Here is a 16,591-nt window from a genome sequence, read left to right as displayed (position 1 = left end):
GTCTCCTTTCCGAAAGGATCACGAAAGAAAGGGCAGCGTCACCTTCCCTCCGCCGGTTTTAGCCGGATCAGGTTCAACGGGTCCGCATGCGCGTCTCAGCCGGATGGCCCCCCGAGGTGCGCCCAAATGTAGGGATTTCATGCGCCCGCGCAAGCGGCTAGAAACGCCGCCATGACAAAGGACAGCACCGACCAGCCGACCCCGATGATGGCGCAGTACCTGGCGATCCGGGACGCCAATCCCGGCGCGCTGCTGTTCTATCGCATGGGCGACTTCTACGAGATGTTCTTTGACGACGCGGTGGCCGCCGCGGGCGCCCTGGACATCGCCCTGACGAAACGCGGCACTCATGGCGGGGAACCCATCCCGATGTGCGGCGTGCCGGTTCATTCGGCCGAATCCTATCTGCTGACGCTGATCCGCAAGGGGTTCCGCGTCGCCATCGCCGAGCAGATGGAGGATCCGGCCGAGGCGAAGAAGCGCGGGTCGAAGTCGGTGGTGGCCCGCGACGTGGTGCGGCTGGTGACGCCCGGAACGCTGACCGAGGAATCGCTGCTGGAAGCGCGGCGGCACAACTATCTGGCGGCCTTTGCCCGGGTGCGGGACGATTGCGCCCTGGCCTGGGCGGACATTTCCACCGGCGCCTTTCAGGTGATGGACTGCGCCCTGGCGCGGCTGGCCCCGGAACTGGCCCGCCTGGCCCCGCGCGAGGTGCTGGCGGCGGGGCACGAGTTGCGCGATCTGGTCGAGGATGCCGGGGCGGCGCTGACCGACCTGCACGCGTCCGCCTTTGACAGCGCGGCGGGGCAGCGGCGGCTTTGCGCGCTTTACGGGGTGGAAACGCTGGACGGCTTCGGCAGCTTCACCCGCGCCGAACTGGCGGCCATGGGGGCCATCGTCGATTACCTGGAGCTGACGCAGAAGGGCAAGCTGCCCCTGCTGCGCCCGCCGGTCCGCGAACGCGCGGGCGGAGCGATGGGGATCGACGCGGCCACCCGGCGCAACCTGGAACTGACGCAGGCCCTGGGGGGCGGGCGCGAGGGCTCGCTGCTGGCGGCCATCGACCGGACGGTCACGGCGGCGGGGGCGCGGCTGCTGGAACGCCGCATCGGCGCCCCGTCCCGCGATCTGGCGCTGATCCACGCCCGGCAGGACGCGGTGGCGATGCTGGTGGATGACCCGCGCCTGACGGCCGACCTGCGCACGGCCCTGGCGCGCGTGCCCGACATGGACCGCGCCTTGTCGCGGCTGGCGCTGGACCGGGGCGGGCCGCGCGACCTGGCCGCGATCCGGGCGGGGCTGGCGCAGGGGGCGGCGATCGCGGCCCGGCTGCCGGACGACGCGGCGCCGGTGCTGGCGGATGCCGTGCGCGACCTGACCGGGCACGACGAATTGATCGCCCTGCTGGACGCGGCGCTTGTGGCCGAACCGCCGCTGCTGGCCCGCGACGGCGGCTTTGTCGCGGCGGGCCACGACGCCGATCTGGACCAGACCCGCCGGCTGCGCGACGAAGGCCGGGGCGTGATCGCCGGAATGCAGGCGGATTATGCCGCACTGGCTGGCGTCCAAAGCCTCAAGATCAAGCACAACAACGTGCTGGGCTATTTCATCGAAACGACGGCCACCCATGCCGAACGCATGATGGCGCCGCCGCTGAACGCGACCTTTATCCACCGCCAGACCACCGCGAACCAGATCCGCTTCACCACCGTCGATCTGTCGGAACTGGAAACGCGCATCCTCAACGCCCGCGACCGCGCGCTGGAGATCGAGCGCGGCATCTTCGACCGTCTGCGCCGGGCGGTGCTGGACCGGGCCGCGCTCATCGGCCAGGCGGCCCGCGCCCTGGCCGAGATCGACCTGGCCGCCGCCCTTGCCGACATCGCGGCGGGCGAGGGCTGGACGCGGCCCCTGGTCGATGACAGCCGCGCCTTTGTGATCGAAGGGGGCCGTCACCCGGTCGTGGAACGCGCGCTGCGACGCAAGGCGGAAAGCTTTGTCGCCAACGACTGCGCGCTGACCGAAGGCGACACCCCGGCGATCTGGCTGCTGACCGGGCCGAACATGGCGGGCAAATCGACCTTTCTGCGCCAGAACGCGCTGATCGCCGTGCTGGCGCAGGCGGGCGCCTTTGTGCCCGCCCGCCGCGCCCATATCGGTGTGGTCAGCCAGCTTTTCAGCCGCGTGGGCGCCGCCGACGATCTGGCGCGGGGCCGGTCCACCTTTATGGTGGAAATGGTGGAAACCGCCGCCATCCTGAACCAGGCCGACGACCGCGCCCTGGTGATCCTGGACGAGATCGGCCGCGGCACCGCCACCTGGGACGGGTTGTCCATCGCCTGGGCGGTGATGGAGCATCTGCACGCCGCGAACCGCTGCCGCGCCCTGTTCGCCACCCATTACCACGAGATGACGGCCCTGTCGGCCAAGCTGGACGGCGTGGAAAACGCCACCGTCGCGGTGCGCGAATGGGAGGGCGAGGTGATCTTCCTCCACGAGGTGCGCAAGGGCGCCGCCGACCGCAGCTACGGCGTGCAGGTGGCAAAGCTGGCGGGGCTGCCCGCATCCGTGGTGGACCGGGCGCGCGCCGTGCTGGATGCGCTGGAATCGGGCGAACGAGAGGGCGCCGCGCGCCCCGCAGCCTTGATCGACGACCTGCCGCTGTTCCGCGCCATGCCGCCCGCGCCGCCGCCCGTCAAGGCCAAGCAAAGCCCGCTGGACGCGCGCATGAAGGACATCCACCCCGACGCCCTGACCCCGCGCGAGGCGCTGGATCTGATCTATGAACTGAAAGCCCTGACCGGAGACACCGCATGAGCTTCAACACCTTCGGCCGCGCGTTCCGGTTCACCACCTGGGGCGAAAGCCACGGCCCCGCGCTTGGCGCCACCGTCGATGGCGTTCCCCCCGGCGTGACCCTGGACGAAGCGTATGTCCAGCAGTTCCTGGACCGCCGCCGCCCCGGCACCTCCAGGCACACCACCCAGCGGCGCGAGGCCGACCAGGTGCGCATCCTGTCGGGCGTCTTCGAGGGCCGCACCACCGGCACGCCGGTCCAGCTGATGATCGAGAACGCCGACCAGCGGTCCAAGGATTACGGGGACATCGCGCAGGCCTTCCGCCCGGGACATGCCGACATCGCCTATCACCTGAAATACGGTCACCGCGATTATCGCGGCGGCGGGCGGTCGTCGGCGCGGGAAACGGCCGCGCGGGTGGCGGCGGGGGGCGTGGCGCAGGCCGTGCTGCGCGACTTGCTGCCCGATCTGCGGATCACCGGATACATGGTGCAGATGGGCGCGCTGCATCTGGACCGGGCGCGCTTCGACGCCAATGCCATCGGCGAAAACCCCTTCTTCCTGCCCGACGCCACCGCCGTGGAGGCGTGGTCCGACTATCTGGACTCGATCCGCAAGGACCAGAACAGCGTGGGCGCCGCCATCGAGGTTCTTGTGGAAGGCTGCCCCCCCGGCCTCGGCGCACCGGTTTACGCCAAGCTGGACACCGACCTGGCCGCCGCGATGATGTCGATCAACGCCGTGAAGGGCGTCGAGATCGGCGAAGGCATGGGGGCCGCGGCCCTGACAGGCACGGACAACGCCGACGAGATCCGCATGGGCAACGACGGCCCGGTCTATCTGTCCAACCACGCGGGCGGCATCCTGGGCGGCATCAGCACCGGCCAGCCGATCGTGGTGCGCTTCTCGGTCAAGCCCACCAGTTCGATCACCACCCCCCGCCGGACCATCGACCGGCACGGGGCCGAGATCGACCTGATCACCAAGGGCCGTCACGACCCCTGCGTGGGCATCCGCGCGGTGCCGGTGGCCGAGGCCATGGCCGCCTGCGTGATCCTGGACCACCTGCTGCTGGACCGCGCCCAGACCGGCGGGCGGCGGGGCCGGATCGGCGGATCGCCGGAAAACTGACGCGGAACGTTCAAAAATCCGCGACTTGTCATAAAACGGTCATGCTTCTTTCGCACAAGCGTCATCACGGACGCTTAGGTCACGCTCAGCCCCAGCCTGGGCGTGAAGAAAACAGGAGAGATCCATGTCCACCGTGAAAGTCACCGTCTCGGCCCTGGCCGTGATTGCCGCTTCGGCCACCACTGCGGCCGCCCGCGACCAGATCCAGGTCTCGGGGTCGTCCACCGTGCTGCCCTATTCGACCATCGTGGCCGAACTGTTCGGCGAGAACATGGACTTCCCCGTTCCCGTTGTGGAATCCGGCGGCACCGGCAGCGGCCTGCAGAAGTTCTGCGAAGGCGTGGGCGAGAACACCATCGACATCGCCAATGCCAGCCGCCCGATGCGCGACGCGGAACGCGAAACCTGCACCGCCAACGGCGTGACCGACATCATGGAGGTCCGCATCGGCTATGACGGGATCGTCTTCGCCAACTCGGCTTCCGGCCCGGACTTCGCCTATACCCCGGCCGACTGGTTCAACGCCCTGTCCGCCAAGGTCGTGCGCGACGGCCAGGTCGTGGACAATACCGCGGCCAACTGGAACGAGGTGAACCCGGATATGCCCGACCAGGAAATCCTGGCCTTTATCCCCGGCACCAAGCACGGCACCCGCGAAGTCTTCGAGGAAAAGGTCATCATGGCCGGCTGCGAGGAATCGGGCGCCATGGAGGCCTTTGTCGCCTCGGGCATGGACGAGGACGCGGCCGAGGAAGCCTGCACCACGCTGCGCACCGACGGCCGCGCCGTGGACATCGACGGCGATTACACGGAAACGCTGGCCCGCATCGAAAGCTCGCCCAACGGCATCGGCGTGTTCGGCCTGTCCTTTTACGAAAACAACACCGACAAGCTGAAGGTCGGCACCATCGGCGGCGTCACGCCCTCGACCGAGACCATCGCCTCGGGCGAATACCCGGTGTCGCGCCCGTTGTTCTTCTACGTCAAGACCGCGCATTTCGACGTGATCCCCGGCCTGCCCGAATTCGTGCAGTTCTTCGTTTCCGACGAGATCGCCGGCCCCGACGGCCCGCTGGCCGAATACGGCCTGGTGTCCGACCCCGAGCTGGCCGCGACCCAGGAAGCCGTTGCCGCCGGAACGACGATGCAGTGATGCAAACGGGCGGCACGGGACAGCCCGTGCCGCCTTGCCGCCTTTCGTAAAGGATTGCCCGAATGCCGCTGTCATGGGCGTTGTTTGCAAGTTTCCTGCTGGCCGCCGCCGGTTACATCGTCGGCCGCAGCCGCGCCTTCGCGGCGGCCGGGTCCGACACCCGCAAGCTGCACAGCCGCCCCACCTATCACGGCTACAGCGTCGCGCTGACCGCGCTGCTGCCCGCGCTGGCGGTGATGGCGGCGGCCTCCATCCTGCGCCTGATGGGCGTCCTGCGCGTCGAGGCCATGCAGGTCGCGGGCGTCGTCGCCCTGATCGCCGCCATTGCGGGCCTTGGTCTGGGCGTGATGCGGATCGGCCAGCAATACCAGGCCCGCAACGCGGTCGAGCGGATGGTTCTTGGCCTTCTGATGCTGTGTTCGCTGATCGCCATCGTGACCACCGCCGGGATCGTCCTGTCGCTGCTGTTCGAAACCGGGCGTTTCTTCCAGCTTTACGACTGGAAGACCTTTTTCTTCGGCACCGAATGGACGCCGCGCTTCCAGGGCAATTCGCAGCTGGGCATCGTGCCCTTGCTGTGGGGCACCATGTATGTGTCGGCCATCGCGCTTTTGGTGGCGGTGCCCATCGGCCTGTTCGCCGCCGTCTACATGTCGGAATACGCGTCCCGCCGGGTGCGCGGCTTCGTGAAGCCCGCCATCGAGGTTCTGGCGGGCATCCCCACCATCGTCTATGGCCTGTTCGCGCTGATCACCGTGGGGCCCTTGCTGCGCGACTACTTCGCGCAGCCGCTGGGTCTGGGCAATTCGGGCACCTCGGTTCTGACCGCCGGTCTGGTGATGGGCATCATGCTGATCCCCTTCGTTTCCTCGCTGTCGGACGACATCATCAACGCCGTGCCGCAATCCCTGCGCGACGGGGCCCTGGGCCTGGGGTCCACCCCGTCCGAGACCGTGCGCCAAGTGGTGCTGCCCGCAGCCCTTCCGGGCATCGTCGGCGCGGTCCTGCTGGCCGCCAGCCGCGCCATCGGCGAGACGATGATCGTGGTCCTGGGCGCCGGTGCCGCAGCCCAGATGAGCCTCAATCCGCTGGAGGCGATGACCACCATCACCGTCAAGATCGTCAGCCAGCTGACCGGCGACAGCGACTTCAACTCGCCCGAGACGCTGGTGGCCTTTGCCCTGGGCCTGACGCTGTTCGTCATCACCTTGGCGCTGAACGTGGTCGCGCTCTACATCGTGCGCAAATATCGCGAGCAATACGAATGACCGACATGCCGCTGTCCTCCGCCGCCGCCGTGTCCGACCGCAAGCCCGCGTCGCTGCTGACGCAGGACGCGCGCACCAAGGCCCGCAACGCCGCCGAGAAACGCTTCCGCCTCTACGGCGCCGCGGCCATCGCCATTTCCATGATCGCGCTTGTGGTGCTGCTGGCGACGATCCTGACGGGCGGCGCGGGCGCATTCCGCCAGACCTATCTGAACATCCCCGTGGAACTGGACGCGGAAATCCTGGATCCCAAGGGCAACCGCGACCCGGCGGAAATGGCCAAGGTGCTGACCCTGTCCTATGGCCGCGTCCTGGACGCCGCCGTCGAGGCGACGGTCGCCCGCCACAACATCCAGATCGAGGGATTGTCCGAAAAGGACATCGACAACCTGATTTCCAGGGAAGCCTCGGCCCAGGTGCGCAACCGCGTTCTGGCGAACCCCGAGCTGATCGGGCAGACCGTCGAGTTCGACGTGCTGACGGGCGGCCGCATCGACGGCTATTTCAAGGGCCGCGTGACCATGGACAGCGCGGCGCGCGACAGCAACACCTCGCCCCAGCAGCTGCAACTGGCCCAGGAGCTTGCCGACCGGGGCGAGATCGTGACCCGCTTCAACTGGAACTTCCTGAAGTTCGCCGACGCGTCCGACCAGCGGCCCGAAGCCGCCGGCGTGGGGGCCGCGATCGTCGGGTCGTTCTACATGATGCTGGTGGTGCTGGTGCTGGCGGTGCCCATCGGCGTCGCGGCCTCCATCTATCTCGAGGAGTTCGCCCCCAAGAACCGCATCACCGACATCATCGAGGTCAACATCTCGAACCTGGCCGCGGTGCCCTCCATCGTTTTCGGCATCCTGGGACTGGCGGCCTTCATCAACTTCGCGGGGCTGCCGCAATCGGCGCCCATCGTGGGCGGGCTGGTGCTGACGCTGATGACGCTGCCGCGCATCATCATCCCGACCCGGGCCGCGCTGAAGGCGGTGCCGCCCTCGATCCGCGACGCGGCGCTTGGGGTGGGGGCGTCCAAGATGCAGTCGGTCTTTCACCACGTGCTGCCGCTGGCCACGCCCGGCATTCTCACGGGCATGATCCTGGGGCTGGCGCAGGCCCTGGGCGAAACCGCGCCCTTGCTGCTGATCGGCATGGTGGCCTTTATCCGCGACATGCCCGGCGGGCTGCCGCAAGGGTTGTTCGACCCGGCATCGGCCCTGCCGGTGCAGGTCTACAACTGGACGCAGCGGTCGGATCCGGCCTTCATCGAACGGGCCTCGGGCGCGATCATCGTGCTGCTGATCTTTCTTCTGTGCATGAACGTGCTTGCCATCTGGCTGCGCCGCAAGTTCGAGCGCCGGTGGTAATTGTCCCAAAGGAATCCACATATGTACGACACGAGCCGCGTGGAGAAAGCCGTGACCCAGGACGACATCAAGATCCAGGCCCGCAAGGTGCAGGTCTATTACGGCGACAAGCACGCGTTGAAGGATGTGGACGTGGACATCCTGGACAAGACCGTGACGGCCTTTATCGGCCCCTCGGGCTGCGGCAAGTCCACCTTTCTGCGCTGCATCAACCGCATGAACGACACCATCCCCATCGCCCGGGTCGAGGGCGAGATCCTGCTGGACGGCGAGGATGTCTATGACCGCCGCGTGGATCCCGTGCAGCTGCGCGCCAAGGTGGGCATGGTCTTCCAGAAGCCGAACCCGTTTCCGAAGTCGATCTACGACAACGTGGCCTACGGCCCCCGCATCCACGGCCTGGCCCGCAACCGGGCCGAGCTTGACGCCATCGTCGAAAAGGCCCTGCGCGGCGCGGCCCTGTGGAACGAGGTCAAGGACCGCTTGTCGGAACCCGGCACCGGGCTGTCGGGCGGCCAGCAGCAGCGGCTGTGCATCGCCCGCGCGGTGGCCACCTCGCCCGAGGTGCTGCTGATGGACGAGCCTTGCTCGGCGCTGGACCCCATCGCCACCGCCCAGGTCGAGGAACTGATCGAGGAGCTGCGCAGCCAGTTCTCGGTCGTGATCGTCACCCATTCCATGCAGCAGGCGGCGCGGGTCAGCCAGAAGACGGCCTTCTTCCACCTGGGCAACCTGGTGGAATACGGCGACACCGACGACATCTTCACCAAGCCGAAGGACAGCCGGACCGAGGCCTATATCTCGGGCCGGATCGGCTGACATTTCCATAAAGGGGCAGGACACATGAACCGCGAGAAGCATATCTCCTCGGCCTTCGACCGCGACCTGGAAACCATCCAGGCCCTGGCCGTCAAGATGGGCGGCATGGTCGAGGCCGCCATTTCGGACGCCGCCACCGCCCTGGAAACCCGCGACGAGGAACTGGCCGAACAGGTCCGCCGCCGCGACAAGGCCATCGACGCGCTGGAATCGCAGATCAACGAGGACGCGGCCCGCCTGATCGCCCTGCGCGCGCCGACCGCGACCGACCTGCGCATGGTTCTGGCGGTGATGAAGATCTCGCATTCGCTGGAACGGGTGGGCGATTACGCCAAGAACATCGCCAAGCGCACCCATGTCCTGTCCCAGATGCCGCCCATCGAGGGCGCGGGCCTGGCGCTGCGCCGGATGAGCCATGCGGTGGGCAAGATGGTCCAGGACGCGCTCGACAGCTATATCCGCCGCGATGCCGGGCTGGCCGCGGATGTGCGCCAGCGCGATCTGGAGGTGGACCAGATGTACAACGCGCTGTTCCGCGAGTTCCTGACCCACATGATGGAAGACCCCCGCAACATCACCGCCTGCATGCACCTGCATTTCATCGCCAAGAACGTCGAACGGATGGGCGATCTGGCCACCGCCATCGCCGAACAGGTGATCTATCTGGTCACCGGCGAGTTGCCCGACGAAAGCCGCCCCAAGGACAACAGCGTGCCCGGCATGGGACCGGACGTGGCGGCCGAGGCCTGACGCGATGTCGCGGCAATCCCCCTGCGTGTTGGTGGTCGAGGATGAAGGCGCGCAGCGCGAGGTGCTGCAATACAACCTTGAGGCCGAAGGCTTTTCCGTCGTGGTCGCCGACAACGGCGAGGATGCGTTGCTGCTGGTCCAGGAGGAACAGCCCGACCTGATGGTGCTGGACTGGATGCTGCCAAAGGTGTCGGGGATCGAGGTCTGCCGCCAGGTCAAGGCCGATCCCGCGACGCGAAGCATCCCGATCATCATGCTGTCCGCGCGCAGCGAGGAAACCGACCGCGTGCGCGGCCTGGAAACCGGGGCCGACGATTACGTCGTCAAACCCTATTCCGTGGTCGAGCTGATGGCCCGCCTGCGAACCCAGCTGCGCCGCACCCGCCCCGCCAGCATGGGCGAGCGGCTGTCCTTCGGCGACATCATCCTGGACGCTGCCGAACACCGCGTCTTCCGCGCGGGCCAGGCGCTGCACCTGGGTCCGACCGAGTTCCGCCTGCTGTCCACGCTGATGGAAAAGCCGGGCCGGGTCTGGACGCGCGAACAGCTGCTGGACCGGGTCTGGGGACGCGACATCTATGTGGACACGCGCACCATAGACGTGCATGTGGGCCGCCTGCGCAAGGCGCTGATGCAGAACGGCGGCAGCAATCCGGTGCGCACGGTGCGCGGCACCGGCTATTCTCTGGGCTAGGCGGCGTCAGGCCGGTTCGCGACAAAGGCCAGGACTTCCTCCAGGCCGGGAATGGCGTCGCCCGCCCCATGCCGCGTGACCTTCAGGGCGGCCGCGCCCGATGCCAGCCGCAGGGCCGCCGGAACATCGTCCCCCCGGTCGAGGCTTGCGGCGAAATAGCCGGTGAAGGTGTCGCCCGCACCCGTCGTGTCGACCGGATCGACCGCAAAGGCCGCCTGCCGATGAACGGTGCCGGTGGTCAGGTCGCGGTATTCGGCGCCCTCGCCCCCGCGGGTGATCAGCAGGCCCTGGACCGGCAGATCCCCCGGCATGGCCGCGAACAGTTCCTCGGCCTCGCCCGCGTTCATGGCCAGGATCGTGGCATGGGGCAGGACGGCCCGCAACGCCGCCAGGTCGAAGGGGGCGGCGGAATAGATCACGCGGGCGCCCGCCTGCCGCGCGATCCGCGCGGCCTCGACCTGGCAGCTGGTTTCGTTCTGGATCAGCAGCGTGTCCTGCGCCTTGATGGCCGACAAGGGCTTTTCCAGCATGGCGGGCGTGATGGCCCGGTTGGCGCCCGGATGGATGACGATGGCGTTCTCGGCCCGGCTGTCCAGCAGGATGTTGGCGTGGCCGGTGACCTGGCCCGGCAGGCGGGCGATATGGACGGTGCAGATGCCGCGGTCGGCCAGCCGCTCGACCACCCAGTCGTCACCCGTGCCCATGGCGCCCAGGTGTTGGGTGATGGCCCCCGCGCGGGCCGCGGCGATCGACTGGTTCGCGCCCTTGCCGCCCAGACCCTGGGCATAGCTGCGGGCGGCCAGCGTCTCGCCCGGGCGGGGCAGGTGGTCCAGCCGATAGACATGGTCGATATTGATCGAACCGAGGTTCCAGATTGCCATGGAATGGATGCTCCCTTTTCGGAAGGGGATGTTGCCGGAACCGGGAGGCTTGTCCAGCAATGAAAAACGCGCCCCGCAGGGGGGCGCGTCCGGTTCGCCGAGGCTGCCGATCAGCGCTTGTGGTGCAGCTTGCGCTTGTGCGGCGCCCACAGCCGCTTGTTCGTCAGATACAACAGCGAGGTCAGCACGACCAGCAGCAGCACCGACACCAGCCCGACCTGCTTGCGATGGGTCAGCTTGGGTTCGGCGGTCCACATCAGGAAGGCCGACACGTCGCGGGCCATCTGGTCGACCGTGGCGGGCGTGCCGTCCTCGTAGGTGACCAGATCGTCCGACAAGGGCGGCGGCATGGCGATGTTGCCGCTGGAAAAGGCGGTGTTCTGATACAGCACCGTGCCCGCCTGCTCGACCTCCTCGCCGGTATAGCCGGTCAGGAGCGCGTGGATGTATTCCGGTCCGCCAATGCCGTTCACCAGCTGGCTGATCCCGGTGCCGTAGGGGCCGTGAAAGGCCGCCCGCGCCTTGGCCATCAGCGACAGGTCCGGTCCCATGCCCTCGCCCGTGATGGCGGGGAAATGATCCGTCGGCAGGCGGGGACGTTCCTCGCCGGTTTCCGGGTCCAGGATGGGCGACAGGTTGGCGGCATAGGCTCGGACCTGATCCTCGGGCAGGCCGGGGCCGCCGGCGTCGTGCAGCGTGCGGATCGGCACGAACTTCATGCCGTGGCAGGCCGCGCAAACCTCGGTATAGACCTGCAACCCGCGTTGCAGCTGGAACTGGTCGAACTTGCCGAAGGGGCCTTCGAAGCTGAAGGCGATGTCCTCGATATGGGCCGCGCCATCGCTGGCGGCTTCCTCTTGCTCGCCCTCGGCGGCGGAATGGGCCTCGGCCTCGCTGGCGTCGTCCTCGGGCGTGCCTTCGATGTCGTCATGGCCTTCCTCGGCCACGACGCTGCCGGTCGTCTCGGCCGGAACGGCGGCCTCGTCGCCGGGGGTCACCTGGACGGCGTCGCCGGCAGGCTCGCCCGCGGCATCGGCGGCGGGATCCTCGGCGGCAGGGGTGTCGGCGGCAGGGGCTTCAGCGGCAGGGGCCTCGGCCGCGGGCGCTTGCTCGGCCGCCGGGGCGGCGCCGGTCGTGCCGCCGGGGACGGCTTGCGCGCCCGCATCCGGCGCGGGCGTCACCGCGGGGACCTCGGGGGCCTCCATCGGGGTCTGCTCGGCCGGGCTTTGCGTCGAGGTGGGTTCCGAGGATTGCGTCGGCGCGGTCGCGCGCTCTCCGGTTGGGGACTCTCCCGACCCGGCCTCCACCGTGGCGGCGGGCGAAGTGGCCGGAGCCTGGCCCGCGGGGGCCTGGCCTGCGTCGGGCTGGCCTGCGTCGGGCTGGCCCGCCGGGGTTTGGCCGATGGCCGGTTCGGACGACTGCTGCGTGCCGGCGCCCTGGGGCGCCGGAACCGGCGTGACCGCGTCCTGCGCAAGGGCCGCGCCCCCGGCAGAGATCGCCAGGGCCAGAGCAGCCGAGAGCGTCTTGGTTCTCAGGATCATTGTGTCGCTCTCCTTACTCGGCCATGCGCGTGGGCGCGTCGTAATGCGCAAGGTAGTCTTCCTCGATCGTGGCGGGCATCGGCTCGGGTTTCTCGATCACGCCCAGCAGGGGCAGGATGACCAGGAAATAGGCAAACCAATAGGCCGAGGCGATCAGCGAGATCGTGGCATAGGGTTCCTCGGCAGGCATGGCGCCGCACCACATCAGCAGCATGAAGTCAAAGGCCAGGAGCCAGAACCACCATTTGAACTGCGGGCGATAGCGGCCCGAGCGGACCCGGCTGGTGTCCAGCCAGGGCACCAGCGCCATGACCAGGATCGCGCCGAACATCGCCAGCACGCCGAAGAACTTGGCGTCGATGATGCCGAAGGACAGGAACTGGACGATCTGCACGATCCAGACATCGGCGGTGAAGGCGCGCAGGATCGCGTAGAAGGGCAGGAAATACCATTCCGGCACGATATGGGCGGGCGTCGCCAGCGGGTTCGCCTCGATGTAGTTGTCGGGGTGGCCCAGATAGTTCGGCATGAAACCCACCACCGCAAAGAAGACCACCAGCACGACGCCAAGCGCGAACAGATCCTTCAGCACGAAATAGGGCCAGAAGGGCAGGGTGTCCTTGGCGGCGTCTTCCTTGCTGGTGCGGCGCACCTCGACCCCGGTGGGGTTGTTGTTGCCGGTGGTGTGGAAGGCCCAGACATGGACAATGGCCAGGGCCGCGATGATGAAGGGCAGCAGGTAATGCAGCGAGAAGAAGCGGTTCAGCGTGGCGTTGTCCACCGCCGGTCCGCCCAGCAGCCATTGCTGCACCGCGCCGCCGACGCCGGGGATCGCGCCGAACAGGCCGGTGATCACCGTGGCGCCCCAGAAGGACATCTGGCCCCAGGGCAGCACGTATCCCATAAAGGCGGTCGCCATCATCGCCAGATAGATCAGCATCCCGATGATCCAGGTGACTTCGCGCGGCGCCTTGTAGCTGCCGTAATACAGGTTGCGGAAGATGTGCAGATAAACCGCCACAAAGAACAGCGAGGCGCCGTTCGCGTGCAGGTACCGCAGCATGTAGCCGCCGTTCACATTGCGCATGATGTGTTCGACCGACGCGAAGGCCATGTCCACATGCGGCGTGTAGTGCATCACCAGAACGATGCCGGTGACGATCTGGAGCACCAGGCAGAACATCAGAACGATGCCCCAGATCCACATCCAGTTCAGGTTCTTGGGCGTGGGGATCATGATCGTGTCGTAGATCACCCCGGCGATCGGCAGGCGGCGGTGAAGCCACTTTTCGAAGCCCGTCCTGGGCTCGTAATGGTCGTGCGGAATTCCGGCCATCGAGATCCCTCCTCAGCCCAGCTTGATGGTGGTGTCGTCGAGGAACTCGGCGACGGGAATGTGCAGGTTCTGCGGCGCGGGGCCGCGGCGGATGCGCCCGGCGGTGTCGTAATGCGAGCCGTGGCAAGGGCAGAACCAGCCGCCGAAGTCGCCCGCGCCGTCGCCGATGGGAACGCAGCCCAGATGGGTGCAGACGCCGATCTGGACCAGCCATTCGCCGGCCTCGTCCAGGGTGCGGTTTTCATCCGTGGCGGGCAGGCTGGGGTCGTTGGCGTTCTGCGCGTTGGGGTCGATCAGTTCGCTGACATCGACCGCGCGGCCGGCCTCGATCTCCTCGGCGGTGCGGCGGCGGATGAACACGGGCTTGCCCAGCCATTTCACGGTCAGCTGCGTGCCTTCCGCGACCCCGCTGACATCGACCTGGATCGAGGCCAGCGCCTGAACATCGGCCGAGGGGTTCATCTGGTTGACAAGCGTCCAGGCGGCGGCTCCGGCAGCCACCGTGCCTGCGCCCGCCGTGGCATAATAGAGGAAATCCCTCCGGGTGCCTACGTGTTCGTCTGCGTGGGACACGGGTGTATTCTCCAATTCGGGCCGGAGCAACCGGCCGATACGACAATCCGGGCCGCGTATCGTCGCAGCCTTCGCGCTGGCGGTTCTAGCCTTCAATTATCCGTCAGTCCAGCCGGTATGCCCGGCCGCGCCGGTCCATGGATCAACCCCTGTTGGAAAATTGTCGCGGGCATTTCGTCGCAGGTCCGGGGGCGGGCAGGGGGCCTTCAGCCCCCTCGGCCGCCGGCGCGGCCTTCACCCCCGAGGGTGCTTGGGCAAAGAAGAAGTCTAAAGCAGGCCCTGGCTGCGAAAGCTCAGTTCGCGCGACTTGCCGATGATCAGGTGGTCGTGAATGGTGATTCCCATGCTGTCGGCGGCCTGGGCGATGCGGGCGGTCATGGTGATGTCCGCATCCGAGGGCGTCGGATCGCCCGAAGGATGGTTGTGAACCAGGATCAGCGCCGAGGCGTTCAGTTCCAGCGCCCGGCGGATGATCTCGCGCGGGTAGACGGGCACGTGATCGACCGTGCCGCGGGCCTGTTCCTCGTCCGCGATCAGGACGTTCTTGCGGTCGAGGTAGAGGACGCGGAACTGTTCGATCTCGCGATGCGCCATGGCGGTGTGGCAGTAATCCAGAAGCGCGTCCCAGCCGGACAGCACCGGGCGGTGCATGACACGGGCCCGGGCCATGCGCTGCGCCGCGGCCTCGACGATCTTCAGTTCGGTGACAACGGCGGGGCCGACGCCCGAGACCTGTTCCAGCCGCGCGGCGGGAGCGGTCAGAACCCGGTTCAAGTCGCCAAAGGTTTCGATCAAGCGGCGGGCCAGCGGCTTCACGTCCTGGCGCGGAATGGCGCGGAACAGCACCAGTTCCAGCAGTTCGTAATCCGGCATGGCGGACGCGCCGCCCGCCAGAAAGCGGTCGCGCAGCCGGGCGCGGTGATCGGCCAGATAGGAGGGCGCCTTTCCCGGGGCAAGCGGCACCGGCGCCGCCTCGTCCGGGGCGGGCTGGAACAGCGGCAGGGGCATTTCGCCGAAGGTGCGATTCGAGTCCATGGGATCAGCATGGACCCGGGCCGGTGAAGAAACGGTTAACGGGGCCTGTCAGCCCCGCATCCCGTCCCAGAAGCTTTTCACCTTGTTGAAGAAGCTGTCCGACTGCGGGCTGTTGTCGGCCTGTTCGGCCTCGAACTCGCGCAGCAGTTCGCGCTGGCGGGCGGTCAGGTTCACGGGGGTTTCGACCACCAGCTCGATCAGCATGTCGCCCGCCTCGCCCGTGGCGCCGGGGCCGTGGCGCAGGGGCGGCATGCCCTTGCCGCGCAGGCGCATCTGGCGGCCGGACTGGCTGCCCGCCGGAACCTTCACGCGGGCGCGGCCGCCGTCGATCGTGGGCACCTCGACCTCGCCGCCCAGGGCGGCGGTGGCCATGCTGACCGGCACCTGGCAGGCCAGAACCTTGCCGTCGCGCAGGAAGATCGGGTGTTCCTTGACCTCGATGAAGATGTAAAGATCGCCCGCCGGACCGCCGCGCAGACCGGCCTCGCCCTCGCCCGCCAAACGAATGCGGGTGCCGGTTTCCACGCCCGCCGGAATGTTGACCGACAAGGTGCGCTCGCGTTCGGTGCGGCCCGCGCCGTGGCAGGCCTTGCAGGGGTTCTTGACGATCTGGCCCTGGCCGCCGCAGGTGGGGCAGGTGCGTTCGACCGTGAAGAAGCCTTGCTGGGCGCGGACCTTGCCCATGCCCGCACAGGTGGGGCAGGCGGTCGGCTGGGTCGCGCCCTCGGCCCCGGTGCCCTCGCATTCCTCGCAGGCGACCGAGCCTGGAACGGTGATGGATTTCTTCAGGCCCGCATAGGCTTCCTCGAGGCTCACACGCAGGTTGTAGCGCAGATCCTGGCCGCGTTGCGCCCGTGACCGGCCGCCTCCACCGCCGCGGCGGCCCATCATGTCGCCGAACAGATCCTCGAACACGTCGGCGAAGGCTGTGCCGAAGTCGCCCGGGTGGGCGCCGCGCCCGCCAAAGCCGTTGCCCATGCCGCCTTCGAACGCCGCGTGGCCGAAGCGGTCGTAGGCGGCCTTCTTTTGTTCGTCCTTGAGGCAGTCGTAAGCCTCGTTGGCTTCCTTGAAATGGGCTTCGGCCTGGGGATTGCCCTTGTTGCGGTCAGGGTGAAGTTCCTTCGCCTTTTGGCGATAGGCCTTCTTGATTTCCTCGGCCGATGCCCCGCGCGTCACGCCCAGAACCTCGTAATAGCAACGCTTGGCCATCTTTCGTCCTGTCTGGTTCCCCAACGAAACGGCCGGCCCGCGTTGTCG

The 16,591-nt window shown here is 67.8% G+C and carries 14 protein-coding genes and 1 riboswitch; of the genes, 8 read left to right on the top strand and 6 right to left on the bottom strand.

Features of this window, described 5'->3' with window-relative positions; translation table 11 throughout:
- Positions 1-27 precede the first annotated feature (27 nt).
- Positions 28-124: riboswitch (TPP riboswitch) on the bottom strand.
- Positions 125-171: 47 nt separating this feature from the next.
- The 8 genes from mutS (at position 172) to phoB (ending at position 9,968) form a co-directional block, all read left to right on the top strand.
- Positions 172-2,817 (top strand): DNA mismatch repair protein MutS, encoded by a 2,646-nt coding sequence (gene mutS, locus ACFOM8_RS14240; RefSeq protein WP_377762431.1) that lies wholly within the window; start codon positions 172-174, stop codon positions 2,815-2,817.
- A complete protein-coding gene (aroC, locus tag ACFOM8_RS14235) occupies positions 2,814-3,929 on the top strand; it encodes a chorismate synthase (RefSeq protein ID WP_377762430.1) in 1,116 nt (371 codons plus the stop codon). Before mutS ends, aroC begins: the two co-directional genes overlap by 4 nt.
- Positions 3,930-4,053: 124 nt before the next feature.
- A complete protein-coding gene (locus tag ACFOM8_RS14230) occupies positions 4,054-5,082 on the top strand; it encodes a substrate-binding domain-containing protein (protein ID WP_377762428.1) in 1,029 nt (342 codons plus the stop codon).
- A gap of 62 nt (positions 5,083-5,144) precedes the next feature.
- A complete protein-coding gene (gene pstC, locus ACFOM8_RS14225; protein WP_377762426.1) occupies positions 5,145-6,350 on the top strand; it encodes a phosphate ABC transporter permease subunit PstC in 1,206 nt (401 codons plus the stop codon).
- On the top strand, positions 6,347-7,705 hold the full coding sequence (gene pstA / locus ACFOM8_RS14220) for a phosphate ABC transporter permease PstA (RefSeq protein WP_377762424.1): 1,359 nt from the start codon (positions 6,347-6,349) through the stop codon (positions 7,703-7,705). Before pstC ends, pstA begins: the two co-directional genes overlap by 4 nt.
- A gap of 21 nt (positions 7,706-7,726) precedes the next feature.
- Positions 7,727-8,524, top strand: a complete 798-nt coding sequence (pstB, locus tag ACFOM8_RS14215) for a phosphate ABC transporter ATP-binding protein PstB (RefSeq protein ID WP_377762423.1) — start codon at positions 7,727-7,729, stop codon at positions 8,522-8,524.
- Positions 8,525-8,548: 24 nt separating this feature from the next.
- Positions 8,549-9,274 carry a phosphate signaling complex protein PhoU gene (gene phoU, locus ACFOM8_RS14210; protein ID WP_377762421.1) on the top strand — a complete coding sequence of 242 codons (726 nt, stop codon included), beginning with the start codon at positions 8,549-8,551 and terminating at the stop codon, positions 9,272-9,274.
- 4 nt (positions 9,275-9,278) lie between these two features.
- Positions 9,279-9,968, top strand: a complete 690-nt coding sequence (phoB, locus tag ACFOM8_RS14205; RefSeq protein ID WP_377762419.1) for a phosphate regulon transcriptional regulator PhoB — start codon at positions 9,279-9,281, stop codon at positions 9,966-9,968.
- Here the strand turns inward: phoB and ACFOM8_RS14200 are convergent.
- The 6 genes from ACFOM8_RS14200 to dnaJ form a co-directional block, all read right to left on the bottom strand.
- On the bottom strand, positions 9,965-10,849 hold the full coding sequence (locus ACFOM8_RS14200; protein WP_377762417.1) for a ribokinase: 885 nt from the start codon (positions 10,847-10,849) through the stop codon (positions 9,965-9,967). The two genes, phoB and ACFOM8_RS14200, sit on opposite strands and share 4 nt — an antisense overlap.
- A 110-nt stretch (positions 10,850-10,959) precedes the next feature.
- Complete coding sequence (locus tag ACFOM8_RS14195) at positions 10,960-11,772, bottom strand: cytochrome c1 (RefSeq protein WP_377762472.1); 813 nt, start codon at positions 11,770-11,772, stop codon at positions 10,960-10,962.
- Positions 11,773-12,403: 631 nt separating this feature from the next.
- Positions 12,404-13,726: a cytochrome b gene (gene petB, locus ACFOM8_RS14190; RefSeq protein ID WP_377762415.1), complete on the bottom strand. Its 1,323-nt coding sequence runs from the start codon at positions 13,724-13,726 to the stop codon at positions 12,404-12,406.
- Between the two features lie 12 nt (positions 13,727-13,738).
- Complete coding sequence (petA, locus tag ACFOM8_RS14185) at positions 13,739-14,299, bottom strand: ubiquinol-cytochrome c reductase iron-sulfur subunit (RefSeq protein ID WP_377762413.1); 561 nt, start codon at positions 14,297-14,299, stop codon at positions 13,739-13,741.
- A 267-nt stretch (positions 14,300-14,566) separates the two neighbouring features.
- Positions 14,567-15,334 (bottom strand): RadC family protein, encoded by a 768-nt coding sequence (radC, locus tag ACFOM8_RS14180; RefSeq protein ID WP_377762411.1) that lies wholly within the window; start codon positions 15,332-15,334, stop codon positions 14,567-14,569.
- Positions 15,335-15,382: 48 nt separating this feature from the next.
- Entirely contained in the window at positions 15,383-16,543 is a 1,161-nt protein-coding gene (gene dnaJ / locus ACFOM8_RS14175; protein WP_377762409.1) for a molecular chaperone DnaJ, read from the bottom strand.
- Positions 16,544-16,591: the final 48 nt, after the last annotated feature.

The sequence above is a fragment of the Paracoccus angustae genome (genome assembly GCF_042648745.1).
In the GTDB taxonomy this organism is placed as follows: Bacteria; Pseudomonadota; Alphaproteobacteria; order Rhodobacterales; family Rhodobacteraceae; genus Paracoccus; species Paracoccus angustae.
This window is presented reverse-complemented; position numbering and strand designations above follow the sequence as displayed.